The 25,123-nt window shown below is 68.6% G+C and carries 24 protein-coding genes and 1 riboswitch; of the genes, 5 read left to right on the top strand and 19 right to left on the bottom strand.

Going from position 1 to position 25,123, the window contains the following annotated elements; all coding sequences use genetic code 11:
- Positions 1-311 precede the first annotated feature (311 nt).
- The 8 genes from RT513_RS18420 to RT513_RS18455 form a co-directional block, all read right to left on the bottom strand.
- Positions 312-2,609, bottom strand: a complete 2,298-nt coding sequence (locus tag RT513_RS18420) for a penicillin acylase family protein (RefSeq protein WP_313534215.1) — start codon at positions 2,607-2,609, stop codon at positions 312-314.
- 188 nt (positions 2,610-2,797) lie between these two features.
- The gene (locus RT513_RS18425) at positions 2,798-3,955 is read right to left on the bottom strand and encodes a M20/M25/M40 family metallo-hydrolase (RefSeq protein ID WP_313534216.1); all 1,158 of its coding nucleotides are present in this window, start codon (positions 3,953-3,955) and stop codon (positions 2,798-2,800) included.
- Complete coding sequence (locus RT513_RS18430) at positions 3,955-5,133, bottom strand: M20 aminoacylase family protein (RefSeq protein ID WP_313534217.1); 1,179 nt, start codon at positions 5,131-5,133, stop codon at positions 3,955-3,957. Before RT513_RS18430 ends, RT513_RS18425 begins: the two co-directional genes overlap by 1 nt.
- Positions 5,134-5,146: 13 nt before the next feature.
- Entirely contained in the window at positions 5,147-6,802 is a 1,656-nt protein-coding gene (locus tag RT513_RS18435) for an ABC transporter ATP-binding protein (RefSeq protein ID WP_088217003.1), read from the bottom strand.
- Between the two features lies 1 nt (position 6,803).
- Positions 6,804-7,685: an ABC transporter permease gene (locus tag RT513_RS18440; RefSeq protein ID WP_313534218.1), complete on the bottom strand. Its 882-nt coding sequence runs from the start codon at positions 7,683-7,685 to the stop codon at positions 6,804-6,806.
- Positions 7,685-8,626, bottom strand: coding sequence for an ABC transporter permease (locus RT513_RS18445; protein WP_088217001.1), 942 nt, complete (start codon positions 8,624-8,626; stop codon positions 7,685-7,687). The genes RT513_RS18440 and RT513_RS18445 overlap by 1 nt, the downstream gene beginning before the upstream one ends.
- Before the next feature lie 64 nt (positions 8,627-8,690).
- Positions 8,691-10,277 (bottom strand): ABC transporter substrate-binding protein, encoded by a 1,587-nt coding sequence (locus RT513_RS18450; RefSeq protein ID WP_088217000.1) that lies wholly within the window; start codon positions 10,275-10,277, stop codon positions 8,691-8,693.
- A gap of 36 nt (positions 10,278-10,313) precedes the next feature.
- Positions 10,314-11,813 carry a M81 family metallopeptidase gene (locus tag RT513_RS18455; RefSeq protein WP_313534219.1) on the bottom strand — a complete coding sequence of 500 codons (1,500 nt, stop codon included), beginning with the start codon at positions 11,811-11,813 and terminating at the stop codon, positions 10,314-10,316.
- A gap of 116 nt (positions 11,814-11,929) precedes the next feature.
- On the opposite strand from RT513_RS18455, the gene RT513_RS18460 reads away from it, so the two are divergent.
- The 3 genes from RT513_RS18460 (at position 11,930) to RT513_RS18470 (ending at position 14,357) form a co-directional block, all read left to right on the top strand.
- Positions 11,930-12,739, top strand: a complete 810-nt coding sequence (locus tag RT513_RS18460; protein ID WP_313534220.1) for an IclR family transcriptional regulator — start codon at positions 11,930-11,932, stop codon at positions 12,737-12,739.
- 210 nt (positions 12,740-12,949) lie between these two features.
- Positions 12,950-13,213 (top strand): hypothetical protein, encoded by a 264-nt coding sequence (locus RT513_RS18465; protein ID WP_313534221.1) that lies wholly within the window; start codon positions 12,950-12,952, stop codon positions 13,211-13,213.
- A 307-nt stretch (positions 13,214-13,520) separates the two neighbouring features.
- Positions 13,521-14,357: a L,D-transpeptidase gene (locus RT513_RS18470; protein ID WP_313534222.1), complete on the top strand. Its 837-nt coding sequence runs from the start codon at positions 13,521-13,523 to the stop codon at positions 14,355-14,357.
- On the opposite strand, the gene RT513_RS18475 is transcribed toward RT513_RS18470, so the two are convergent.
- From RT513_RS18475 to RT513_RS18525, 11 genes are all read right to left on the bottom strand, one after another.
- Positions 14,354-15,085, bottom strand: a complete 732-nt coding sequence (locus RT513_RS18475) for an ABC transporter permease (RefSeq protein WP_313534223.1) — start codon at positions 15,083-15,085, stop codon at positions 14,354-14,356. The genes RT513_RS18470 and RT513_RS18475 overlap by 4 nt on opposite strands.
- Positions 15,082-15,801 carry an ATP-binding cassette domain-containing protein gene (locus RT513_RS18480; protein WP_313534224.1) on the bottom strand — a complete coding sequence of 240 codons (720 nt, stop codon included), beginning with the start codon at positions 15,799-15,801 and terminating at the stop codon, positions 15,082-15,084. The genes RT513_RS18475 and RT513_RS18480 overlap by 4 nt, the downstream gene beginning before the upstream one ends.
- Positions 15,798-16,496 carry a TenA family protein gene (locus RT513_RS18485; RefSeq protein ID WP_313534225.1) on the bottom strand — a complete coding sequence of 233 codons (699 nt, stop codon included), beginning with the start codon at positions 16,494-16,496 and terminating at the stop codon, positions 15,798-15,800. The genes RT513_RS18480 and RT513_RS18485 overlap by 4 nt, the downstream gene beginning before the upstream one ends.
- Positions 16,493-17,425 carry an ABC transporter substrate-binding protein gene (locus RT513_RS18490; RefSeq protein ID WP_313534226.1) on the bottom strand — a complete coding sequence of 311 codons (933 nt, stop codon included), beginning with the start codon at positions 17,423-17,425 and terminating at the stop codon, positions 16,493-16,495. Before RT513_RS18490 ends, RT513_RS18485 begins: the two co-directional genes overlap by 4 nt.
- Positions 17,422-18,399 (bottom strand): HesA/MoeB/ThiF family protein, encoded by a 978-nt coding sequence (locus RT513_RS18495; protein ID WP_313534227.1) that lies wholly within the window; start codon positions 18,397-18,399, stop codon positions 17,422-17,424. The genes RT513_RS18490 and RT513_RS18495 overlap by 4 nt, the downstream gene beginning before the upstream one ends.
- Positions 18,396-18,992 carry a thiamine phosphate synthase gene (locus RT513_RS18500; RefSeq protein ID WP_313534228.1) on the bottom strand — a complete coding sequence of 199 codons (597 nt, stop codon included), beginning with the start codon at positions 18,990-18,992 and terminating at the stop codon, positions 18,396-18,398. The genes RT513_RS18495 and RT513_RS18500 overlap by 4 nt, the downstream gene beginning before the upstream one ends.
- Positions 18,989-19,759: a thiazole synthase gene (locus tag RT513_RS18505; RefSeq protein WP_313534229.1), complete on the bottom strand. Its 771-nt coding sequence runs from the start codon at positions 19,757-19,759 to the stop codon at positions 18,989-18,991. The genes RT513_RS18500 and RT513_RS18505 overlap by 4 nt, the downstream gene beginning before the upstream one ends.
- A gap of 1 nt (position 19,760) precedes the next feature.
- On the bottom strand, positions 19,761-19,958 hold the full coding sequence (gene thiS / locus RT513_RS18510) for a sulfur carrier protein ThiS (RefSeq protein ID WP_313534230.1): 198 nt from the start codon (positions 19,956-19,958) through the stop codon (positions 19,761-19,763).
- Complete coding sequence (locus RT513_RS18515; protein WP_313534231.1) at positions 19,955-20,923, bottom strand: FAD-dependent oxidoreductase; 969 nt, start codon at positions 20,921-20,923, stop codon at positions 19,955-19,957. The genes thiS and RT513_RS18515 overlap by 4 nt, the downstream gene beginning before the upstream one ends.
- The gene (gene thiD, locus RT513_RS18520; RefSeq protein ID WP_313534233.1) at positions 20,920-21,741 is read right to left on the bottom strand and encodes a bifunctional hydroxymethylpyrimidine kinase/phosphomethylpyrimidine kinase; all 822 of its coding nucleotides are present in this window, start codon (positions 21,739-21,741) and stop codon (positions 20,920-20,922) included. The genes RT513_RS18515 and thiD overlap by 4 nt, the downstream gene beginning before the upstream one ends.
- A gap of 57 nt (positions 21,742-21,798) precedes the next feature.
- Positions 21,799-21,898, bottom strand: a riboswitch (TPP riboswitch).
- 539 nt (positions 21,899-22,437) lie between these two features.
- A complete protein-coding gene (locus RT513_RS18525) occupies positions 22,438-23,049 on the bottom strand; it encodes an arylesterase (protein ID WP_313534234.1) in 612 nt (203 codons plus the stop codon).
- Positions 23,050-23,197: 148 nt separating this feature from the next.
- On the opposite strand from RT513_RS18525, the gene RT513_RS18530 reads away from it, so the two are divergent.
- Complete coding sequence (locus RT513_RS18530; protein WP_313534235.1) at positions 23,198-23,890, top strand: ATP-binding cassette domain-containing protein; 693 nt, start codon at positions 23,198-23,200, stop codon at positions 23,888-23,890.
- The coding region (locus RT513_RS18535; RefSeq protein ID WP_313534232.1) for an FtsX-like permease family protein at positions 23,887-25,123 on the top strand (1,237 nt) is incomplete at its 3' end. The genes RT513_RS18530 and RT513_RS18535, both read left to right, overlap by 4 nt.

Below are 25,123 nucleotides of genomic sequence, written 5' to 3' on the forward strand. Positions count from 1 at the left end.
GCAGCGGGCAGCGGGCAGCGGGCAGCGGGCAGCGGGCAGCGGGCAGCGGGCAGCGAAGGAAAACCCGGCGCGTGGACGGTGTGCAACAGGGATTCCACCCGCCCGAAATCCCGACAGGCTGCTGAAAAAAAGCTTTCAGGGCTACGCTGGAGCGGACATCTGACGAAATCCAGCCGGAAACCTACCCAAGCGGGGTCATTCCGGGGGCAGAACCCCCCATTTCCAGAGCATGAGACTGCCGAAGTTTTTCGGCAGCCTGCCACAGATCGCCCTCTCCCTCGAAGCACCGGGAGGCGAGGGTCATCGCCACCTCACGGGGAGAGGACGATGCGCGCCTCCGTCTCTGCCGCGATGGCCTGCGGGGTGTAGAGCAGGGGGTGATAGCGGCCTGTGTGCCAGTCCGCCTGAAGGTCGCCGTAATGCGCGCTTCCCGGCACGCCGGACTGGCCCGGCGTATTGACGAAGCGGCTTTCGTCCCAGTTGCCCACGTCGATCAGCATCCGCACGGAGGGGCCGGTCGTCACTTCCAGATCCCCCGCGCGATAGGCGGCGTAGTTCGGGCTGGCGTTCGACCCGCCGAGCGGCAGCGGCGCAAAGGACCACTCCTCCGGCGCCAGCCGGTGCAGCGGATGGCGGAGGGTCAGGCGGTGGATGTCGCCCCAGCGCCAGCGCGCGGGATCCTCCCCCATCAGCGCAGCACAATCGTCCCAGGCGCGCTCGAGACTCGCCGCCACGGCGTGGGGAAGCGGGCGCACCTCCTCCAGCCAGCGCACGAGGCTCGGCGTGTCGTAAGGGGCGAGGAGCGGCAGCACCGCCTCCGCCGCGCCCTCCTCCCGCGCGATGGCGGGGCCGAGATGGCGGGAGAGCCACAGCTCCACCAGCGCGGCGGCCCCGCTCCCGGCCCGCAGATCGCCATCAAAACCGTCGAGCACTGCCGCCACACGGGGGGACAGCGCCGCCCCCTGCGCCCTTCGCAGCGCGCGCACGGCCTGCAGGGCGGACAACGCCGTCGTGTCGGTCTGCATCGCCGCGCAATCGTCGAGCGTCACGCGGTCGTTCTCGGCCAGCGCGCCGTTCAGCCGATCGTGGCGCGAACTGTCCAGCCATTCGTATCCCGGCCACACCCCCTGCCAGTCCTTCGGCACGTTCATGGCGTTGGCCGTCGCGATGAAGCCGCGGGGGGGATTGACCTCGACCGGGCCGTCGTCGGGGCTGGCAAGGCCCCGCCATTCGTGGCTTCCATCGCCCGGCACCGGCAGAAGCCCCTCCCACCCGTCGCGGACCGGTGCGGCACCGGAGGGTTTCCACACGATGTCGCCCTGCGTATCCGCGTAGATATGGTTCACCGAAGGGCAGCCCCAGCCCCGGAGCGCGGCCACGTAGTCCCGATGCGAACGGGCGCGCATCACCGCAAGGCTCGCCATGTAGGGGGCCGTTCCCGGCTCCGTCCAGACGGTGCGGAGCGCATAGGCCCGGCTGCCGTCGGCGTGCAGCACGGGACCGTGGCGGGTGAAATGCAGCGTGACCTTCTGCGGATCATGGCCGCGGACGGGGATGTCCTCCTCCACGCAGCGCATCCGCTCCCACCCGTCGCCGTAGCGGTAGAGCAGGGGATCGTCGGGATGCAGGTCATGGACGCAGAGGTCTTCCTGATCGTGGCCATAGATGGTCAGACCGAAGGCAGCAGTGCCGTTGTGGCCCATGGAAATGCCGGGCACCATCGCCTCGCCCGCGCCGATCGCGTCGAAGCCCGGCATGGTCAGATGCACGATGTAGCGCACGGAGGGCAGCGTATGCGTGCGGTGCGGATCGAGGCAGAGGATCGGCCGCCCCGTCGCCGTCCGCGCACCGGAAATCGCCCAGTTGTTGGAGCCTTCGGCGGAGGCGATACGGTCGATCTCGCCGAGCGGGGTCGGCTGGGTCCAGAGCGGCGCCTCCGGCAGCTTGGCGGCGAGCCGCTCGGGCGAGAAGCTGACGGGGCTGACCCCCAGCAGGAAATCGCGGATCACCCGGGCAGAGATGAGCGACAGGTCCACTGCAGGTTCCGGCACCACCCTCGGCTCCAGCTCCTTGCGCAGCAGGTCGAGCCGGGCGCCCTTCTCCACCCCCGCCAGCGCCATGACCCGCGCGCGCAGCACCTCGGACGTGGCGTTGCGGGTCAACGAGTGGCTGCGCACCCGGACGACATCCTCGGCCTTCCAGCGGGAGGGGGCATTGCCCAGAAGCGCGAATTCCGGGGGCAGCGGCAGGTCGCCCGCCAGCACGCCATCCACGTAGCTGTTGATGCCCGCGGCGAAGGCCGTGCAGATCGCCTCTGAATCCGGGCCGTAGGCCGCCCATTCCGCCGCCATGTCGCCCCGGTAGAGCAGCAGGCGGGAGGCGCGGTCCTGCTCCAGATAGCCGGGGCCGAAATCCCCCGCCAAGAGGCCGAGCCCGCGCTTGCGCGCAAGGTCGATCTGCCACAGCCGGTCACGCGCGGCGTTCCAGCCCTGCGCGAAGAACAGATCGTCCTGCGTTCCGGCGCGGATATGGGCGATACCCCAGCGGTCGATGCGGATCTCGACCTCTCCGGTCAGGCCGGAGAGGCGGTGGGTGGTGTCTTCTGGCATGGGTCACACGGCGGATGAGGGGGAAACGGCGCGCCCCCGAAGGGGCGCTGCGAGCAGGTCGCTGAACAAGACCTTCAGCTCCGCATTGGAGCGGAGATCGTTCGCAAGCTGGGGAAGTTCAGCCGGGAGTCCACACATTTCGGGTTCTTCCCGGCTGAGTTCTGAACTTTTTCAGCAGCCTGCCCCGGTCAGGCGAGTTCGAGGAACAGACCGGCATGGAACTGCGCCCGCTCCACGAGGCTGTCCTCAAGGATGTGCTCGTTCAGCGTGTGCAGCCCCGCCCCCCGGACCCCGGTGGAATCGATCGTGGGGATCCCCAGCGCGCCGGTGAAGTTGCCGTCCGACCCGCCGCCCGAGGGTTCATGCGTCAGCTCGAATCCGATGCGCCCGGCAATGCCCTTCGCCACGTCGAACAGCGCCATGTCCTGCGGCTGACCGGGCTTCCAGACAGGCCGCGTCACGCCGCGGGTGACGACGAACTCCACATCGTTGACGCTGGTGGAAAGCCCCAGCATCTTCGCCACGCCCGCTTCCAGATCCGCGTCCGTCTTGGCCATGGAGAGCGCCTCTGCGAAGCAGGTGGAGGAGACGCAGTTCACCCACTGGCCCGCATGGATGACACCGACGGAGAAGGTGCAGTCCTCCGTCGTCATCGCCTCCACCTCCAGAAGCTTCCGCGCCATCAGCGCGATGGCCGACCGGCCGTCCTTCAGCGCCCAGCCCGCGTGCGAGGGCACGCCCCGCGTCTCCAGGTTGAACCGCGCGATGGCATAGCGGCCGATGACGCAGCCGTTGTCCCTGTGCGCAGGCTCCGGCACGATGACGTATTTGTTCATCAGCGCCTCCTGTTCGATCAGGTCGCGCGTGGCGGGGGTGCCGATCTCCTCATCCGGCGTCAGCAGGAAGGTCACGGGGAGGCGCGTGTGCATCCCCGCGCGCATGATCTGGCGCATGGCCTCCAGCGCCACGAAATTGCCGCCCTTCATGTCCTGGATGCCGGGGCCGAAGATGCGCCCCTGCTCCCGCCGCCAGGGGTTCTGCGCGAGCGTCCCCACGGGATGGACCGTGTCCAGATGCCCGGAGACGAGGATGCCGGGCTTTCCCTGATCCGCATGGGGGAACCTGGCGCGGAGCGAGGGGCCGCACCCCATCCGCCCCGGGATCACCTCAAGGCTCGCACCCGCGGCAGCGGCGTCATAGGCGACCACATCGACCATGCGCGCCACGGCCTCCGCGTCGAAGGTCGGGCTTTCGGTCTCGATCCACGGGCGCAGGCGGCGGATCATGTCCTCGCTGTCGAAGGCGAGGTCCAGGAAGGAGGCGGGTTTCGCGCGGTCCAGAGCCATCACGCGGCCTCTTTGGTCAGCGGCATCCGCCGCTCGACGATCTTCGCATAGATGGAGGAGCCGATGGGCAGCGTCGCCGGATCCAGCACGAAGCCCGGGTTGTGCAGCGGCTGCTCCCCCCCGTGCATCACGTTGATATAGGCGCCGGGCACCTGCCCCAGCATGTCGGCGAAATCCTCGCTCCCCATGACCATCGGCGCGTCGTCCGAGACGTTCTCCGCGCCCAGCACCTCTGCCGCCGCAGCAACGTAGTCGTCCGACAGGTCAGGCTCGTTCACCAGCACGTCGAACACGTTGCGCATGTCGAGCCGGATCTCGATCCCGTGCGCGGCGGCAAGGCCCGCGCAGAGCTCTCCCATCCGCTTCTCCACGAGCGCGATCACGTCGCGGTCGAAGTAGCGCACCGTTCCGGTGATCGTCGCGGTCTCCGGCACGATGTTGTAGGCCGACCCGGTGTGGAACTGGGTGCAGGACAGGACGCAGGGCTGCACCGGGTTCACGTTCCGCGACACGATCGTCTGGAGCAGGCCCACCAGCTCTGCTCCGATCACCAGAACGTCGCGGGAGTTGTGGGGCTGCGCCGCGTGGCTGCCCTTGCCGGTCAGCGTGATGTCGAAGAAGGACGCGCCCGCCATCATCGCGCCCTTGCGGATGCGCGCACGGCCGAGCTTCGACATCGGCTGGTTGTGCATTCCGTAGATCTCGTCGCAGGGGAAGCGCTCGAACAGCCCCTCCGCCAGCATCCGCCGCGCCCCGCCCAGACCTTCCTCCGCCGGTTGGAAGATCATCACCGCCGTGCCGTCGAAATCCCGCGTCGCAGCAAGGTATTGCGCGGCACCGAGCAGCATCGTGGTGTGCCCGTCATGGCCGCAGGCGTGCATCTTTCCGGCATGGGCGGAGGCATAGCCGAGGCCCGTCGTCTCGGTGATCGGCAGCGCGTCCATGTCGGCGCGAAGCCCGATGCGGCGGTTGCCCTGCCCCTTGCCGCGCAGGATGCCGACGACGCCCGTCGTGCCGACGCCGGCATGAACCTCGTCGAAACCCCAGTCGGTCAGGCATTTCTCCACGATGGCGGCGGTCCGGTTCTCCTCGAACCCGATTTCCGGGTTGGCGTGCAGATCCTCGAAGATCTCCCGCATCTCCGGGGCCTTGTCCTCGATGAACTTGATGAGTGCCATGTCTCTCTCCCGATCAGGCGACGAGCGGCCGTCCGGCCGCGAAATCCCAGAAGCGTCCCGGCGCCGCGTCGATCAGCGACCGGGTGTAGTCGTTCTTCGGTGCGTGGAGCACCTCGGCGGCGGGGCCCTGCTCCACCACCTTGCCGCGCTGCATCACCAGCACCTCATCGCAGATCTGGGCGGCGACGCGCAGGTCATGGGTGATGAAGATGATGGCGATGCCCGTCTGGCGCTGCAACTCCGCCAGCAGGTCCAGCACCTGCGCCTGCACGCTGACGTCGAGGGCCGAGACCGCCTCGTCCGCCACCAGAACGTCGGGCTTCAGCATCACCGCCCGGGCGATGGCAAGACGTTGACGCTGACCGCCGGAGAACTGGTGCGGATAGCGGCGGAGCGCATCCTCCGGCAGCGACACGATCTTCAGCAGCCGCTTCGCCTCGGCGATCGCCTCCCCATAGGGGGTGCCGTAGTTCAGCGGCCCCTCCGTCAGCGAGCGCGCGATGGTCCAGCGCGGGTTGAGGGAGCGGAACGGATCCTGAAACACCACCTGCAGCTTGCGCCGCTGCGGCTTCATGCCCGCCGTGGTCAGATGGGCGATATCCGTCCCGTCGAGCAGGATTTCCCCCTCCGTCGGTTCGATGAGCCGCATGATGGAGCGGGCGACCGTCGTCTTGCCCGATCCCGACTCCCCGACGATCCCCAGCGTCCGCCCGCGGGTGAGCGAGAAGGTCACGCCATGGGAGGCGTGGACCTCCGTCTTGCGGCTCAGGAACCCGCCGGAGCGGTAGGTCATGCCGAGCGCTTTGGTCTGGATCACCGGCGCGGCCGCGGCCTCCGGGCGCTGCTCCCGCGGGACGAGGCTCGGCACCGCGGCAAGCAGGCTTTTCGTATAGGGATGGCGCGGGGCCTCCAGCACCTGCCGGATGCTGCCCTGTTCCAGTATCTCGCCGTGCCGCATGACGCAGACCCGGTCGGCGATCTCCGCCACCACGCCCATGTCATGCGTGATGAACAGCACCGCCGTGCCATGCTTCTCCTGCAACTCGGCGATGAGCGAGAGGATCTGCTTCTGCGTCGTCACGTCGAGAGCGGTGGTGGGCTCGTCCGCGATCAGCAGCGCCGGTTCGAGGATCAGCGCCATGGCGATCATGATCCGCTGCCGCTGGCCCCCAGAAAGCTGGTGGGGATAGCTCTCGAAGATGCGGGGCACGTCGGGCAGATGAACCTGCTCCATGATGTCGATGACCCGGGCCTTCTTCTCCGCCGCGGGCAGGCGGGTGTGGAGATCGAGCACCTCCATGATCTGCGCGCCGACCTTCATCACCGGGTTCAGCGCCGTCATCGGCTCCTGAAAGATCATGGCGAGGCTCGCCGCCCGCATCCGCTTCATCTCCGCCGGAGAAAGCGCCAGAAGATCCGTCCCGTTCAGCCGGATGGCGCCGCCCGTCACCTTCAGCGCGTCCTTCGGCAGCAGGCCCATGGCGGTGAGCGAGGTGACGGACTTGCCCGAGCCGGACTCCCCCACAAGGCAGACCGTCTCCCCCCGGCGGATGTCGAAGCTCACGCCCTTCAGCACCGGGATGGGCTGGCCGCCCGCCACCTCCACCACCAGTCCCTCGATGTCGAGAACCACGGGTTCGGCCGAGAAATCCCTGTCGCGAAGCTGCATCTCAGGCCTCCCGTTTCTTCATGCGGGGGTCGAGCGCGTCGCGCGCGGCATCCCCGATCAGGTTGATGGACAGCACGCAGATCGTCAGCAGCAAGCCGGGCCAGAGCACGATGGCGGGGCTGATGCGGAAATACTGCCGCCCCTCCGCCATGATGTTGCCCCAGGTGGGTATCTCCGTGCTGATCCCCGCGCCGAGGAAGGAGAGCAGCGCCTCCGTCAGAATGGCGGAAGCGACGATATAGGTGCCCTGCACGATCATCGGCGCCATGGTGTTGGGCAGCAGATGCTGAAACAGGATCTTGCCCGTGGAGGAGCCGAGCGCGGTGGCGGCCTCCACATAAGGCTCCTCCCGCGCGGAGAGGATGACGGAGCGGACGAGGCGCACGACGCGCGGCACCTCCGGTATGGTGATCGCCGCGATGACGGAGCCGATGGACGGCCCGTTCAGCGCCACGAGGGCAATGGCGATCAGGATCGACGGCATGGCCATCAGCGCGTCCATGGCCCGCATGATGAGCGAATCCGCCAGCCGGAAGAACCCGGCGACCAGCCCGATCAGCACGCCGATCGTGATGGCGACCACCGCCGTGCAGATGCCGATGAGCAGCGAGATCCGCCCGCCGAGGATCATGCGCGAGAACAGGTCCCGCCCGAAGTTGTCGGTGCCGAGCAGATGCGCCTCCGACGGGAGTTTCAGCCGGTTCAGCGGGTCCATCGCCAGCGGATCATGCGTGGCGATCCAGGGCGAGAAGATCGTCAGCAGCAGCACGGCCGCCAGCAGGATCAGCGCGATGAACGGCCCCCAGCCGCTTTTCGCGGGCGAGGAGAAGGACAGAAGCCGGAGCGCGAGCGGCTTCTCCACGAGGGAACGGTTGGCTTCCATCAGTAGCGTATCCTCGGGTCGAACAGCGAATAGGACAGGTCGATCAGCAGGTTGACGAAGACGTAGAGCGTCGCCGTCAGCAGGATCATCGCCTGGATCACCGGATAGTCGCGGGCGAGCACCGCATCGACCGTCAGCCGCCCGATGCCGGGGATGTTGAAGATCGTCTCCGTCACCACGACGCCGGAGATCAGCAGCGCGAACCCTGTGCCGACGATGGTGGCGATTGGCACGGCGGCGTTCTTCAGCGCGTGGACGAAGAGAAGCCGCCTGTCTCCCACCCCCTTGGCGCGGGCGGTACGGATATAATCCTCGTTCAGCACGTCGAGCATGGCCGCGCGCGTCATCCGGGCGATGAGGGCGATGTAGATGGAGGCGAGCGTCAGCGCGGGCAGGATCGCGCGTTCAAGGAACGGCCAGAGTCCGGCGGAGAGCGGCTTGTAGCCCTGCGGCGGCAGCCACCCCAGCCAGACCGAAAAGATCAGCAGCAGCACGTATCCCACAAGGAAGACCGGCACGGAAAAGCCCAGCACGGAAAAGGACATCACCAGATAATCGACCCAGCTCTTGTGCTTCCACGCGGCAAGGACGCCCATCGGGATCGCGGCGCAGACCGCGATGACGATGGTCAGCAGCGCCAGCGCGATGGAGGGCCAGACGCGCTGGCCGACCAGCTCCAGCACCGGCACGTTGGAGATCAGCGACGTGCCGAAATCCCCGCGCAGCAGGTTGCCGATCCAGCGGAAATACTGCGTCACGACGGGTTCGTTCAGGCCCATCGCCTCCCGGATCCGTTCGAGCTGCTCGGGCGTCGCCGCGTCGCCCGCGATGATCGCCGCCGGGTCACCGGGGGTCAGACGCAGGAGAAAGAAGACGAACAGGGAGACGAGAACGAGGACCGGGACAACCGACAGGATGCGTTTCAACGTGTAAGCGAGCATCACATCTCTCCGGGGGGATTGAAGGATTGCGCCCGCCGGGAGGGGGCGGGCGCAAGGGCTGGCGTCAGTCTTCGGCTTTGGTGATGTTCCAGAACACCGGCACCTGGTTGGGCAGCATGTTCTCCACCACCGTGCGGCGCGCCTGCGGGAAGTTGTATTCGCCGAGCGGGATGTAGATCACCTGATCGAGCGTGTGGGCCTGCATCTTCTGCGCGGCTTCCTTCTGCGCCTCGGGCGTGGTGGCGGCGATGAAGCCCTTCTTCAGCGCTTCCAGCTCCGCATCCTCCGGCCAGCCGAACCAGCCCGCATCGCCCCGGCCGTTCAGCATGGGGGAAATCGTCGGAGAGGCGATTTCCGCCAGCATCCAGTTGGTGAAGAAGATGTTCCAGCCGCCGTTCGCGGGCGGTTCCATGGAGGCGCGGCGCGTGACCAGCGTCTGCCAGTCCATCGGCTGCATGTCCACGTTGAAGCCCGCGGCGCGAAGCTGCTGCGCCGCGACGACGGGCTGCGCACGGAGCGTCGGGCTGTCGGTCGGCTGCATCAGCACGATGGGCGTGCCGTCATAGCCCGCCTTCTCCAGCAGCGCCTTTGCCCCCGCCGGATCGCCCGCGCCGGTCAGCGTGGCCGATCCCGTGTCGTCGGCCAGCGGCGTGTCGCAGCCGAAGATCGCGCCACAGACCTTGTAGTAGTCCGGCGAACCGGTCAGCGCGGCCAGCACCGGCTCCTGCGACAGCGCCATCAGCGCCGCCCGGCGGATGTCGGGATTGTCGAAGGGCGGATGCTTGAAGTTCAGGCGGCCCATGGTCTGCATCCCGTAGGGCGAGCGCTTTTCCACCACCACGGTGTCATCGCCGTCCAGCAGCGGGATCAGGTCGGCGGGCATGGATTCGATATAGTCGATATCGCCCGATTGCAGCGCATTCACCGCCGTCTGACTGTCCGACATGGTGAGCCAGCGGACCTTGTCCACCTTGACGACCTTGCCGCCCGCATAGCCGGAGGCAGGTTCATCACGCGGAACGTAATCCTCGTTCCTGACATAGCTCACGCCCACGCCGGGCTGGAACTCCTCGGGCACGAACTTGAACGGGCCGGAGCCGATATGCTCCTTGATCGCCTCGTTCGCCGGGGTTTCGGCGATGCGCTTGGGCATGATGAAGGGCGGCAGGGCCGATTGCTTGCCGATGGTGGCAAGGAACGGGCCGAAGGGTTCCTTGAGCGTCCAGACGACCGTCTTGTCGTCCTTCGCCGCCAGCGAATCCGTCACATCCATGATGAGCTGGCCACCCGCGTCCCGCTTGGACCAGCGGGTGAGCGAGGCGACCACATCTTCCGCCGTCACCGGCGCGCCATCGTGGAATTTCAGCCCGTCGCGCAGGGTGAACGTATAGGTCAGCCCGTCATCGGAGGCGGCGACATCCGCCATCTGCGGCCGGATCTGGAAGTTCTCGTCCTCCGCGACCAGCACGTCGTAGATCATGTAGGCATGATCGCGGGTGATATGTGCCGTGGTGATGACCGGGTCCAGCACGCGCAGGTCGGAATGCATGACCGCAGTCAGCGTGGTTTCCGCCAGCGCGCCCCCCGCAGCCAGCGCGAGGAAGGAGGCGGCAAGACCGGCCTTGGCCATGTATCGCGGAAGATAGCTCATGTCGTTCCTCTCTGTCGGTTCGTTTTTATGATGGGATCAGGCGGCGCCGAAGGCGGGCCCGTTCGGGCGGAGCCTGATGCCGGGGCGCAGGCGCGTCCACGGCAGGGCGGAGGGGCAGAGCGGCATCGCACCGGGCGCTGTCGCGACAAGGATCGCCTGCGCGATCGGCTCGAAATCCGCCCGGAAGTGCACGGAACTCTTGTTGACCAGAATGCGCTGCGCCTCCGGCTCCACCCCCACCATGCGGTAGAAGTTGCGGTCGGCCATCTGCGCGATATGGCTGGTGACGACCACCGTCACGCCGCCGATCTCCAGCGCGGCGGACGGGCCCATGTCGATCATCGTGCCGCCGTAATAGGGGCCGGTCGCATGGACGCGGCCGTCTGACAGCGCGGCCACGCGGAACCGCGCCTGGAAGGGCGCGTCGTCCGCCAGCCCGGACCGCCCGCCGAGGGGGATCCCGATCTCCGCACCGACGCCCGCCGCATGGGCGGCACGCGCCGCCTCCGGGTCGTGGAAATTGCCGAGCGCCGCGCCCTCCGCCCCGCAGGCGACAAGCGCGCGGAGCATCCCAGTGGTGTCGGAGGAGCCGCCGGCGCCGGGATTGTCCTGCGTATCCGCGATGACCACGGGGCCAGCCCCGCCCGCGGTGAGACGCATCGCCTCCCGCACGGCCTCCTCGGGGGAGAAGGCCTCCCCCGCAAAGGCCCCTTCCCGCTCCGCCAGCGCGGCGGCAAGGCGGTCGGCATGGGCCGCGACCGCCGCTGCATCCGGCCCGTAGGCAAAGACCGCCGGACCGCACTCCGGAAAATCCGCCGCCGGGAAGCCAAGAAAGACCGATGCGCTTGCCACGCCCTCGGGCAGATCACGGGTCAGCGCATAAAGGCTCCGCGCCGGTTCCATGCCGGTGCATTGCCAGCTTATCGGGATCAGGTAATCGCCCCGCCGCATCGCCCGCGACCAGCCTTGCGGCGCGTCCATCAGCCCGTCCAGCGCCTCCGCCGCGCGCCGCCCGGTTTCGGCCATGTCCACATGCGGATAGGTGCGGAAGCCGACCAGCACATCCGCCAGCTCGAACATGCGCGGCGTGATGTTGCCGTGCAGGTCCAGCGCGCAGGCGATGGGGTGATCGGGGAAGTCGGCACGGATGCGCAGCAGAAGCTCCCCCTCGCCGTCGTCCACATGGTCGGCCACCATCGCGCCGTGCAGGTCGAGGAAGATGGCGTCAAAGGGTGCGGCAGCCCGCAACCCGGCCAGAATCTCGGCCACGATCGCCTCATAGGCGGCCGCCGTCACCGGAGCCGACGGGATTGCGCCGGCCCAGAGGATGGGCGCCACATCCCAGTCCGCGGCCTCCGCGTGGTCGAAGGCCCCAGCCATGCCAAGGTTCACGCCCCGGATCGCCTCCCGCAGCGCCGCGCCACGGGTGAAGGGGATATACCCGCCCCCCTGCTGGAAGGCCGCCATGTTCGCCGGAGCGGAGGCAAACGTATTCGTCTCGTGCAGAAAGCCCGCAAAGGCCACACGTCGTTGCAACGGAGATATTCCCTGGTGGTGTTCACCTGTATTGACAGGCGATACTTGTTTATTGAAATTCAGCTTACGCAGACCCGACGCGCTGTCAACCGGCTTTGTGACTTCAAGGAGGCTGAATGTTCCGTGATCTGATCGGCGTGCCTAATTTCGATCCGGCAGAGGCGCGGAATGAGGCGGAAGATCCGCTGTTCGTGCGGGCGGCGGCGCGGGCGATCTCCGTTCTCACGGTGTTCGAAACGGCCCGCAAGCCATTGACCTTGGAGGAAATAGCTGCGCTTTCCGCCCTTGACCGAAGTGCTGCGCAGCGCATGGTGCACACGCTCGTGTCGCTGGGCATGATCGTGCGCGACCGGGAGGATCGGGGCTATCTTCCGGGCAAGCGCGTGCTGACCATGGCGCATTCCGCGCTCCGGTTGGACCCGGTCTGCCAGCGGGCGACACCGGTGCTCCTGGAGCTTCGCCGACGCACGCGGGAGCGGGTGGACATGTCCTTCTGGGACGACACGCGGCTGATCTATGCGCTCCGGATGCCCTCGAAGCACGAGATTTTCACCGCGACCCTCACCGGCAACACCGTGCCCGTCTATTGCACGGCGGGCGGGGTCGCCATTCTCGCGCATTTGAAGGATGACGAAATCGCGGAGATCTTCGCGCGATCCGACCTCACGCCCTTCACCGCCGCCACCGTCACCACGCTTGCCGAGGTGATGGAGGCGGTGAACGCGGCGCGGTCGCGGGGCCATGCGGTGATGGTCGGACAGCTTCTCCGCCAGGAGATCGCGCTTGGTGCCGCGGTGCTCGATGCGGCGCGGCGGCCCATCGGGGCCGTCCATGTGGCGGGCACACTGGAGGAATGGACGGCAGAGGCATTCTCCAGCGAATTCGGCGGGTTGCTGGAGACGGCTGTGAAGTCCATCCCCGGCTGAAACACCTGCGTGAGCGCGCGGGGTCGGGGCTGGAAAAACCCGGCCCGTGCTGCTACATGTTCCCCATCCGCGCGGCGCGTCCGACGGAGTTCCACACAGGTAAACCAGATGTCCAGCGACAGCAGTCGAAGACCCCTGCCGCAACGGCTTTCGGACCGGGCCTGACAAAGGCTCTCCCGACGGCCCGCGCGGCCCATCGAGGAGAGAGCCATGACCCACGCCATCCCCGCGCGGAACGGCATCATTGCCCGTTGCCTTACCCGTTTCACCTCCCGCCAGGGCGTTCATATCCAGCCGGAAGCCCGGCAGGATGCGCATGTCCCTGTCTGGCGCATCGACCCCGGCACCGGACGGATCGAATGCTGCTGGAGCGCCGAGCCCGCCGAGATCGACGACTGGACATCCCGCCCATGGATCGCCCGGGCCAGCCTGATCCGCGCGATGGGCCAGCAACGCCGGCTGCGCGGCCACTGACGGTCTGCCGGTTGCGTCTTCCCGCGCGACCGGCACCTCCCCGGCCTCCTCTGGCAGGTTCAGCAGTCTGCTGAAAAGCTCTGACATGTCCCGTCAATGCTCTGGAAATCGGAAATCCCCCCGGAACCGCCAGCAATGCATGGATTTCAGGCTGGATTTCCCCAGATTACGGACGCCTTCCCGCTCCCGCCCAGACACGGATGCCCTTTGCAGCACCCTGTTAGTGGCCCGCCTGCATCGCTCCGCCCTTCTTTTGCCGCCTTTCGAGAAATCGGGGCCGCTTGCGCTAGCTTGGCGTCAAACCTCCATGAACGGTTACCGGATGACACCGCAGCAGAAAAGCCGACCCTCCGCCCCGCCACGCTCCCGCTCAAGGCTCACCTCACCCGTTTCGCTGATCCTCGTCTCCCTTCTGCTCGCCGGATGCGGCGGGGGGGCGCAGCAGGCATCGCGACCGGTCCATTACGTCAGCGAACAGACCGTCGCCATGTATGCCGCCCAGCCGGATGGCGACATGACCATTCCCGCGGTCAACCCCGCCTGGCTGTCCGATGACAAGGTGCGCCGCGAGGTGGACTACTGGTCGGATGAGAAGCCCGGCACGATCATCGTCGATCCGTGGGCGCGTTACGTCTATTACATCCTCGGGGACAACCGGGCGATCCGCTACACCGCCGCCGTCGGCAAGGAAGGGCGGGGTTTTGCCGGCACCGCCTATATCCCGATGAAGCGCGAATGGCCGCGCTGGACGCCGACGGCCAACATGATCAAACGCGAGCCGGAGGTCTATGAACCGCTCCGCGGCGGCATGGAGGGCGGGCTGGACAATCCGCTGGGCGCTCGGGCGCTCTATCTCTACCGCAACGGGCGCGACACGCTCTACCGGATCCACGGCACGCCCTATCCCTGGACGATCGGGACGGCCGACAGCTCTGGCTGCATCCGGCTTTACAATCAGGACTCGCGTGACCTCTACGACCGGGTGGAAACGGGGGCCAAGGTCATCGTGCTGCGCAGGGATCAGTTCGGGCGGGGCACCGTGCCGCCCGGCACCCCGCTCCCCACACCGCCCGCCGACGACCTCTCCGTGGCGGCGCCGGAGGCCACTGCGGATACGGAAGCCGGGATCGAGGCGGGGATCTAGCGCTCCTGCCGCTCCATCACGCGCCTTGCTGCCCAGCCGGTGGCAAGGTGCAACCCGACAGCGATGACGGCGATCAGCAGTACCGCCGCGAACATCAGGTCGGTGCGCGCCCGCCCGTTGGCCAGCAGCATCAGATAACCGAGCCCGCGTGAAGCGCCGACCCATTCCCCGATCACCGCGCCGATCGGGGCATAGACCGCAGCGATCTTCAAACCCGACAGCAGGCCGGGAAGGGCTGCGGGCATCTGCACGCGCCGCATCATTGTCCAGCGGCGCGCCTGCATCACACCGGCCAGGCGCACAAGGGGCGGCGGCGTGCGCAGAAGCGCATCCAGAAAGCTCGCCGTCACGGGGAAGTAGACCACGATCAGCGCCACGGCGATCTTGGACTCCATGCCGTAGCCGAACCAGAGCGTGAAGATCGGCGCGAGGGCAAAGACCGGTATCGCCTGGCTCAGCACCAGCAGCGGCTCCGCCACCCGCCTCAGCGGCGGTGAGAGCGCCAGCGCCACCGCCGTCGCCGCGCCAAGCACCGCCCCCAGCACCAGCGCCACCGCGATCTCGCCCAGCGTGACCACGGCATGGCTGGCCAGCAGCCCGGCATTGTCGCTGATCGCCGCCGCCACGCGAAGCGGCGCGGGCAGGATGTAGGGCGGAAGACCCGTGACGCTCACCACCCCCTGCCAGAGCAGCAGGATCGCGGCGACGGGCGCGAACCAGCGGATCATGCGGCCTCCATCAGCCGGCGGGTCAGTTCCCCCGTGGCCGCCAGAGTCCGGGGGCAGTCAGGCGCCCGTGGGATCGCCCCTTCCGGCGGCGGCAGTTCGCACAGACCATCGGCGGTGAGGAGCAGCAGATGCTCCCCCAGCCGCGCGGCCTCCGCAGGGTCATGGGTCACGTGTAGCACCGTCCGCCCCTTCAGCGCGTCCGCCGCCAGCGCCTGCATCCGCGCCCTGTTGCCCACGTCCAGCGCAGAGAACGGCTCGTCGAGCAGGATCACCGGACGGTCCTCATAGAGGGTGCGGGCCAGCGCCGCCCGCTGCCGCTGCCCGCCGGAGAGCGCATGGGGTTTCCGCTCCGCCTCCGCCGTCAGCCCCACGGCGTCCAGCAGGCCGCGCGCCCGCTCCGGCTCCGCCCGCTCCCGCCGAAGCCGCGCCCCGAGCATCACGTTGTCGAGCAGCGTGAGCCATGGGGCCAGCATGTCCGCCTGCGCCATGAGCGCCACACGACCGGCAAGGCTCCCGCCATCCTCCGCCGTCGCCTCCCCCCGAAGCTGCAGACCGGGATCGAGGCCGGAAAAGCAGTGTAGCACCGTGGACTTTCCCACGCCCGAGGGGCCGAGCAGGCAGGTCCAGCACCCGCCCGGCACCATCAGGGCAATCGGGCGAAGCAGCGTGGCCGCACCGGAATGGACACTGCCGGCAAGCCGCAGGCCTGGCGTCATGCCTCTGCCGGGGCGGCGAGGTCCCCCATCGCAAGCCCCATGTCCCAGAACCGCGTCTCCAGCACCGTCGCGACGCGGAACCGCCCAGCGAGCGAGGGCCAGCGCGGACTGTCCTCCAGCGGGGCGCCGATCCGCCGCGCGGCCGCGCTGTCCATCAGGCGGCCGACGTCATGGCAGAGCGCCTGATAGGCATCGCCGCCATAGGTTTCGATCCACTCCGCATAAGGGCCTCCCGCGCCGTCCGAGCGGAGGCGCAGGCCGATCTCCCCATAGCCCATGACGCAGGGCGCCAGCGCCACCAGCAGGTCGAGGAAGTCCCCCATGTGCCCCGCATCCATGACGAAGCGCGTATAGGCGAGCGTTTCCAGCCGCTCCTCCGCGCTCTCCAGCGCGCCCTGGCAGACCCCGGCGCGGGCGCAGAGCTGGACATGCAGGGCCATCTCGTCATTCAGCAGCGCGTTCACGGCGGCGGCGGCGTAGCGCATTTCCTCCAGCGTTTCGGCCTTGGTGACGGCCAGCGCCCACGCGCGGGAGAAATGGCGCAGGAACAGGTAGTCCTGCACCAGATAGCCCAGAAAGGCGTCTCGCGGCAGGCTGCCGTCCCCGAGCGAGGTGACGAAGGGATGGCCGACATAGGCCCGCCAGGCCGGACCAGCCGCGCTGCGAAGGCGCGGGAACAGATGACCGTAACTCATTGGGAAAACCCGAGGTCTATCGCCAGATCGCTCACGCTCGCCTTGCCATCGGACAGGCCGGACGCGGCAAGGAAGGCCTCGAACCGGGCGTATCTGCCATGGTCCAGCGCCGCCGGGCTGTGGGCAAACCGGGGCAGCGTGTCGCGCCACGCCATCTTGTTCAGATCGTCATTCAACTCCGGCGCGTAAGAGGCGAATATCTCCCAGCTTTCCTGTGGATGGTTGACGATGTATTGCACCGCCTCCTCTGTTGCGGCAAGGAAGCGGGAAATCTTCTCCGCATCCGCATCGGGGTTCGCGACATAGATCAGCTCATCATAGGGGGGCACGCCATGCTCCTCCGGGTAGAAGCACCGCCCCTCCACGCCGTTGAGGGTCATCTGGTTCAGCTCGAAGTTGCGGAACGCGCCGATGACGGCATCCACCTGCCCCGACAGCAGCGCAGGAGACAGCGACCAGTTCACATTGACCAGCTCCACGTCGGCGCGGCTCATCCCGACGCTGCCGAGCATGGCCCCCAGCATCGCCTCCTCCACCCCCGCGACGGAGAAACCGACCTTGCGCCCCTTCAGGTCGGACAGGTCCCTGACAGGCCCGTCTGCCCGCACCAGCAGGCAGTTGAGTGGCGTGGCGATCAGCGTTCCCACCCGGTGGAGCGGCATGCCCTCCGCCACCTGCAGGTGAAGCTGCGGCTGATAGGAAACAGCGATATCCGCACCCCCCGCAGCCGCCATCTTGGGCGGATCGGCCGGGTCCGCGGGGGCCACGATCTCCACCTCCAGATCGTGCGCGGCGAAGTAACCCTTCTTCTCCGCGATGATGAGCGGCCCGTGATCCGGGTTCACGAACCAGTCGAGCATGACGGTAAGCCGGTCCGCCGCCAGCGCGGGTTGGGCCACGAGACAGGCGGCGAGGACGAGGTATTTCATGGTTGCTCCCTATGATCGCCAAGGGCGACAAGTACGATCTCACCGGGCCACAGCGTGGCGAGCCTTTCCGCCGCAACCCATGCCCTCTGGCCGGAGCGGCAGCAGAGCACGGCGCGCTGCCCTGCTTGCGGCAGCGGCCCACCGGCGACGAAGTCCGCAGCCGTCAGGCGCAGCGCCTCGGGGCAGACGATCCGTCCCTCATGTTCCGCGCGAAGATCGACGGTGAAATCATTGATGCTTATGTCATCGGCGTGAATGAAGACGGGACCGGCTACCTCCTCCGCACCGAGAAAGGAGAACCCGCCGAACCGCTGCGTCCGCCCGTCGTAGCTGACGATACGGCCCAGCGGCGCGGGCTCCATCCCTGCCAGCAGGGTCAGCGCCATTTGCGCCTGCACCGCGCCCACCACGCCCACCACCGGTCCCAGAACCCCGTCCTCCGCACAGGAACCAAGGCGGGGCGGCAGCTCGGGAAAGACCGCCCGCAGGCTGGGAGCACCGCCGCAGAACACACCCGCATAGCCCTCCGTCCCGATGACGGAGGCGCTGACGAGGGGCAGGCCCGCGGAAAGACAGCTGTCCGAGAGGATGTAGGAGACGGCGAAACCGTCGGCGCAATCCAGCACCACATCGACGCCCGCAACGAGCGCATCAACGTTGCCCGGGTCCAGCGCCGCGACGACCGGTTCCGCCACCGTCTCCGGGTTCAGGTCGCCGAGGGTGCGGGCGGCGGCCTCTGCCTTGGGGTGCCCGATATCGGCATGGCGGAACAGGGTCTGGCGGTGAAGGTTGCTCTCCTCCACCCGGTCGGGATCGACGATGCGGAGCCGCCCCACGCCTGCGCCGGCGAGGTATTGCAGCACCGGTGCAGCCAGCCCGCCCGCGCCCACGACCAGCGCCGTGCCACGGCCCAGCCGCTCCTGCGCCGTGGCGCCAAAGCCCGGCACGGCGATCTGGCGGGCATAGCGGTTCATCGCGTCGCCTCCATCCACGCCCGGATCCGGGCCTCCGGCTCCGGGTTCAGGGTGATGTCCGTGACGACGGAGACGACATCCGCCCCGGCGGCAAAGGCCAGCGGCGTGCGCTCCACCGACAGCCCGCCGATGGCGACGAGCGGGATCGGCCCGACCCGCGCCTTCCACTCCCGCACCCTGTCCAGCCCCTGCTCATGCCATTTCATCTTCTTGAGGATCGTGGGCCAGACCGGCCCCAGCGCCACGTAATCCGGCGCATGGGACAGCGCGCGTTCCAGTTCCGCCTCGTCATGGGTGGACAGGCCGAGCCGCAGCCCCGCGCGCCGGATCGCGGCGATATCGGCCGTGTCGAGATCCTCCTGCCCGAGATGCACCCAGTCGCAGCCCGCATCGATCGCCAGCCGCCAGTGGTCGTTGACCACCAGCACCGCCCCCGCCGCACGGCAGAGCGCCTGCGACTCCACGATCATGGCGCGCGTCTCCGCCTCCGGCCGGTCCTTCACCCGGAGCTGGACGAGCCGCACGCCAAGCGGCAGCGCCCGGCGGAGCCAGTCGGGATGGTCGAAGATCGGATAGAACCTGTCGGGCCTCATGCCAGCACCGCCATTCCGATGACGGGGGTTGAGGGGGCGGCCATGTCGCGGGGGTCCATCGGATCGGCCTCGAACGCCAGTCGCCCGGCCTCCAGCGCGCGGGCGAACCCCTCCGCCATGGCGGCCGGATCACCGGCCTTGGCGACGGCGGTGTTCAGCAGCACGGCGTCGAACCCCATCTCCATCGCCTGCGCCGCGTGGCTGGGCAGGCCGAGACCCGCGTCGATCACCATCGGCACGTCGGGGAACTGCGCGCGCAGCGTGCGAAGCCCATAGGGATTGGAGAGGCCGCGCCCCGTGCCGATGGGCGCCCCCCACGGCATCAGCGCCTCGCAGCCCGCCTCCAGCAGACGGCCCGCCAGCACGCCGTCCTCCGTCGTGTAGGGGAACACCCTGAAGCCGTCGCCGGTCAGGATGCGGGCGGCCTCCACCAGCCCGAACGGATCGGGTTGCAGCGTGTCGGGATGGCCGATCACCTCCAGCTTGATCCAGTCGGTGCCAAAGACCTCCCGCGCCATATGGGCGGTGGTGACGGCCTCCTTCACCGAATGGCAGCCCGCGGTATTGGGCAGGAGCGGCAAGCCCAGATCGCGGATCAGCCCCCAGAACGCGCCCCCCTCGCCACCCGCACCCTCCCGCCGGAGGGAGACGGTGGCGATCCCGGCGCCGGAGCGGCGGAACGCCTCCGCCAGCACGGCGGGAGAGGGATATTGCGCCGTTCCCAGCATGAGGCGCGAGGCGACCTCGGTTCCATAGAATACCGGCATGTCAGCCACCCTGCCGGGGGGCGAGAACCTCCACCCGGTCGCCATCGCGAAGCGCGTGATCCGCCCGCCCCGTCGCGGGAACGAAGGTTTCGTTGACCGCCGTCGCGACCCGCGCGCCGCCGTAGCCCATTTCGTCCAGCGCGGCGGAAAGCGTCGTGCCTTCCACCTCCGCCGCCGTGCCGTTCAGCGTGATCCTCATGCTGTCTCCTCCTTCCGTCCGGTCGCCATCAGCAGGTCCGCCGCCGCGATGGCCATGGCGGGGGACAGCAGAAAGCCGTGCCGGAACAATCCGTTGATGTGAATGCGCCCTGCCCGCCGAAAGACGCGCGGCATGTTGTCGGCAAAGGCGGGGCGGGCGTCGGCGCCGATTTCCAGCACCTCGGCCTCCGCAAAGGCGGGGTGGAGCGCATAGGCCGCGTTCAGCAGTTCCACCACCGAGCGCAGCGTCGCGGGGCCGCGCGCGCCGGTCTCGATCTGGGTCGCGCCCAGCATATAGACGCCCTCCCCGCGCGGCACGATATAGAGCGGGTGGCGCGGGTGCAGCAGCCTGACCGGCCGGCGGATCATCAGGCCGGGGGCGCGGAGGATCACCATTTCCCCCCGCACACCGCGCAGGTCCGGCAGGCAGTCACGCGCGGCAAGGCCACGGCAGTCGATCACCTCTCCCTCGGCCGCCCCGCGATCAGTGAACTCCACGCCCCGCCCGACGAGGTTGCACATGAGCTTGGCCAGCGCCGCGCGGGGGGCGAGATGCGCCTCCGCGGCGAAATGCAGCGCGCGGTCGAACCGTTCGGCAAGGTCCGGCTCCAGCGCCGCGATCCCCTCCCGGTCAAGCGTCCGGTGCCCCTCCGTCCGGCGGGCGAAGCGGAGAAGCTCCGATCTGTCGCGGCCGGGGGCGAGGACCAGCGTTCCCTCCCGCACCACTTCCACGCCCGCCGCCTGCCACCACTCCGCCGCCTGCGCGCCGAGCCGGACCACGGCGGGCTCGGCGCTCTCCCCCTCGCAGAAGGGGGCCAGCATGCCGCCCGCCCACCACGAACAGGCCTGCGGACCGGGCGCCCCCGCGGGATCGACGATCCGCACCCGCAGGCCCCGCGTCGTCAGTTCCTGCGCGACGGTCAACCCCGCGACGCCCGCCCCAAGGATGGTGACGACATCGGTCATGCCGGAACCTCCTGCGCGTGCCAGACCGCGTGAAAATGGTGGACCGGCCCGTGCCCCGCGCCGATCGCAAGGCCATCCGCCGCGCGGATCGCCGCCTGCAGCCAGACATGCGCCTCTGCCACCGCCGCCTCCAGCGTCGCGCCGCGCGCAAGGCAGGACGCGATGGCGGAGGATAGCGTGCAGCCGGTGCCATGGGTGTTGCGGGTGGCGACGCGGGGTGCCTCGTGGCGGCGAATGCCAGTCGCCGTCACCAGCAGGTCGCGGCAAAGCGGCCCCTCCGCATGCCCCCCCTTCATCAGCACGGCCTTCGCCCCGAGTGCGAGCAGCGCGCGCCCCTGCTCCACGGCCTCCGCCTCCGTCCGGGCGGGAAGGGCGTCCAGAAGGCGGGCGGCTTCGGGCAGGTTCGGGGTCAGCAGCGTGGCCCGGGGAAGGAGGTGGCGGGCAAGGGCGGTAACGGCATCGTCGCTCAACAGCGCATCGCCCGATTTCGCCACCATCACCGGGTCCAGCACAACCGGGCCGCCGTAGCCCTCCAACGCGGCAGAGACCGCGCGCGCGATCTCTGCCGTGCCGAGCATCCCGATCTTCACGGCATCCGCACCGATGTCGGACAGCACGGAGTCGATCTGCGCGGCAACCAGAGCCGGCGGAAGCAACTCCACCGCCTGCACCCCCAGCGTGTTCTGCGCCGTGATCGCGGTGATCGCCGTCGTGCCAAAGACACCAAGCGCCGAGGCGGTCTTGAGGTCGGCCTGAATCCCGGCGCCTCCGCCGCTGTCAGACCCCGCGATGATGAGAAGCCGTGCTGCCCTTCCCATGTCGTCCTCCGCTACTTCGGGCGGCACGGGACGACACCAGGACGGTGCCCATAAGGCACCTTCGCAGTTTCCGTTCCCTACGCCGGTATTGCCCGGATCAGGTTCGATGGGTTAGCGTGACGCCTCTCAGCCCTTGCGGGCACCCCAACGGATTTGCGCAGATGCTAGCGACGGGACTTCCGCCGCGCAAGAGGGATTTGTGGCGGGGCAATCCACAGCGCCCGTAGGTGCCTGTGATACTTAACGGGCTGCTGAAAAGTCCTGCAGTAACATACTCATGTGCCGGCCTATGTGCCGGAAATCGGAAAATCGGCCCGGAGACGCCCGGAAACATAAGGCTTTTGGCGGGAATTCGTCAGATGGCGAACGATTTCCGCTCCCGCACAGGCCAAAAAGTCTTTTTCAGCAGCCTGTTAATTGATGACTATCGATTATTTTGACCGCCGAGGCGGACGGGAACACCCTCAATGTCCTTAAGCACCAAGAGAAACAACGGAAACGTCAGGCAGGGCCACGCGCCCGACGCCCGCCACCGGTCATCAAAGGTGCTTGTCTGTCGCGCTGCCGAGGAAGTTCAGACGTGTCATGTCTAATGCTCTGGTTCTGGACCCGAAATGGGTAGATCTCCGGCTGGACTTCGCCAGTTTGCGAATGATTTCCGCCCAACGGAGACCCGAAGGCCCTTCCGGCAGCCTGCTAGGGCTTTGCCCGCGCCTGCTCCGCCAGCTCCAGAACGGAAGGGCCGATGTGTTCCACCACCAGCGTGACACCCTTGGCGGAAGGGTGGAGGTTGTCGGGCTGCATGACACCCGCCGCCACCCGCGCGTCGCTGTCCATCACCGTCAGCGGGCCGAGGAAATCCGTCACCAGAAGCGTGTGATGCGCCTCCGCCAGCGCGGGCCACATGGCGTCGAACTTCGCCTTGTAATCCGCGCCGTAGTTGCCGGGCGCGGTCTGGCCGATCAGCAGCACCGGCAGCCCCCTTTCCCCGGCCGCGCCGAGGATCCGGTCCAGATTGGCGCGGGAGGCGTCATAGGGCAGCCCGCGCAGCAGGTCGTTGCCGCCAAGCGCGACGATCAGCGCATCCGTGCCGGGGGTGAGCGACCAGTCCAGCCGCTGCAGCCCGCCCGCCGTGGTATCGCCCGAGACCCCCGCGTTCACCACCGTCACTTCCGCCCCCCTGTCGTCGAGCCACGCTTGTAGCTGTGGCACGAACCCCTCGCCCTGCGGCAGCCCGTACCCCTGCGTGAGACTGTCGCCGAGCGCCACTATTTGCAGCCGCTCCGCCGCGCCCGCAGGCAGCGGCATCGCGAGGGCTGCGACAATCGCGAGCTTGCCGATCACGTTTCCGGCGTCATATCGCAAAGCCCTTGCCGCAGGGGCGAAGCACCCGGCAAGACGCGAGCGGGACAGCGGAAAAAGGTCGGACATGGGCAAGGCGGCGGAGGCGGAGAGCATGGGCGAAGCAGTCCTCGGGCTGGAGAATGTGGAGCTTACACTCGCCGGAAACGCGGGCCGGGTCGAGATCCTGCGGGGCATCACTCTGGAAGTTGACCGGGGCGAGAGCATCGGGCTCGTCGGGCCTTCCGGGTCGGGGAAGTCCTCCCTCCTCATGCTCATGGGCGGGCTGGAGCGGCCGACCGCGGGCCGGGTCACCGCGCTCGGCAAGGATCTGTCGGGGATGGATGAGGATGGGCTGGCCCGGTTCCGCCGCGGACGGATGGGCATCGTGTTCCAGTCGTTCCACCTCGTTCCGACGATGACGGCGCTCGAAAACGTGGCCCTGCCCCTTGAGATCGCGGGAGAGGCGGATGCCTTCGACCGCGCCGCGGCGGAGCTTGCCGCCGTTGGCCTGTCGCACCGCGAGGGCCACTATCCCGCGGAGCTTTCGGGCGGCGAGCAGCAGCGCGTGGCGCTGGCCCGCGCCGCCGCACCGCGGCCGGAGCTGTTTCTCGCCGATGAACCGACCGGCAATCTCGACGGGCGCACGGGGGCGCAGATCATGGACCTGCTCTTCGACCTTCGCGACCGCCATGGCGCGACACTGGTGCTCGTCACCCACGCGCCGGAGCTTGCGGAGCGCTGCGACCGGCTCATCCGGCTGGCGGACGGGCGCATCGACACCACGGATATGGTCCCCGCCGCATGAGCCCCTTCCCCCCGATCGCCTGGACGATCGCCCGGCGCGAGCTTCGCGGCGGCCTGTCCGGCTTCCGCGTGTTCCTCCTGTGCCTGATCCTCGGCGTGGCCGCCATCGCGGCGCTGGCGACGGTGCGGTCCGCCATCACCGATGCGCTGGCCGATCAGGGGCGGGCGCTGCTGGGGGGCGATGCGCAGATCGAATTCACCTACCGCACCGCTAGGCCCGAAGAACGGCAATGGATGGAGGATCACGCCACCCGTCTTTCCGAAGTGCTGGAGTTCCGCTCCATGGCGCGCGCGGGAGAGGATGTCGCGCTTACCCAGGTGAAGGCGGTGGACGCCGCCTGGCCCATGGCGGGAGAGCTGGAGGTCGAGCCGCCGATGCCGGTGGCCGAGGTCTTCGCCCCACGGGACGGCCTGCCCGGCGCGGCGATGGACGGGGTCCTGGCCGACCGGCTTGGCCTTGCCGTGGGGGATAACTTCACCGTGGGGGACGTGACCTTCCGCCTTTCCGCCCGGATCGTGCGGGAGCCGGACAATACGTCGGGCGGCTTCGCCCTTGCCCCCCGCACGCTCGTCCGGTCGGAGACGGTGCTGCAGACGCCGCTCCTCGCCCCCGGCTCCGTTTTCGACGCCGAATACCGGCTGCTGCTGCCGGAGGGCACCGACCTTCCCACGCTGGAAGCCGCCGCCAAGGCACGGTTCGAGGGGGCGGGCATCCGCTGGCAGGACAGCCGCCGTGCCGCGCCCGGCGTGGAGCGTCATGTCAGCCGCATCGGCTCGTTCCTCATCCTGCTCGGCCTTGCGGGGCTGGCCGTCGGCGGCGTGGGGATCGCTGCGGCGACGCGGGCATGGATCGCGCGCAAGACCGGGACGATTGCCACGCTGAAGGCGCTTGGCGCGACGGGCGGGGAAATCCGCGCGGCCTTCCTGCTGCAACTGGCGCTGATCGGCGCGCTGGGAATCGCGGGGGGGCTTATGCTCGGCACGCTGCTGCCGTTGGCTGCGGCCCCCTTCATCCGCGGCCTGCTGCCGGTGGAGATCGCGCTCACCCCCTCCCCCCGCGCCATGGCGGAGGCGGCGACTTATGGCGCGCTCATCGCCATGATCGCCGTCCTGCTGCCGCTCGGCCGGATGGCGGCGGTGCGGCCTGCGCTGCTCTACCGCGATACCGGGCCCGCGCGGCGGAGCCTGCCGGGGGGCGCGACGCTCGGCCTGCTCGCGCTGCTGGTGCTGCCGC

Source organism: Haematobacter sp., from assembly GCF_032102465.1.
GTDB lineage: Bacteria > Pseudomonadota > Alphaproteobacteria > Rhodobacterales > Rhodobacteraceae > Haematobacter.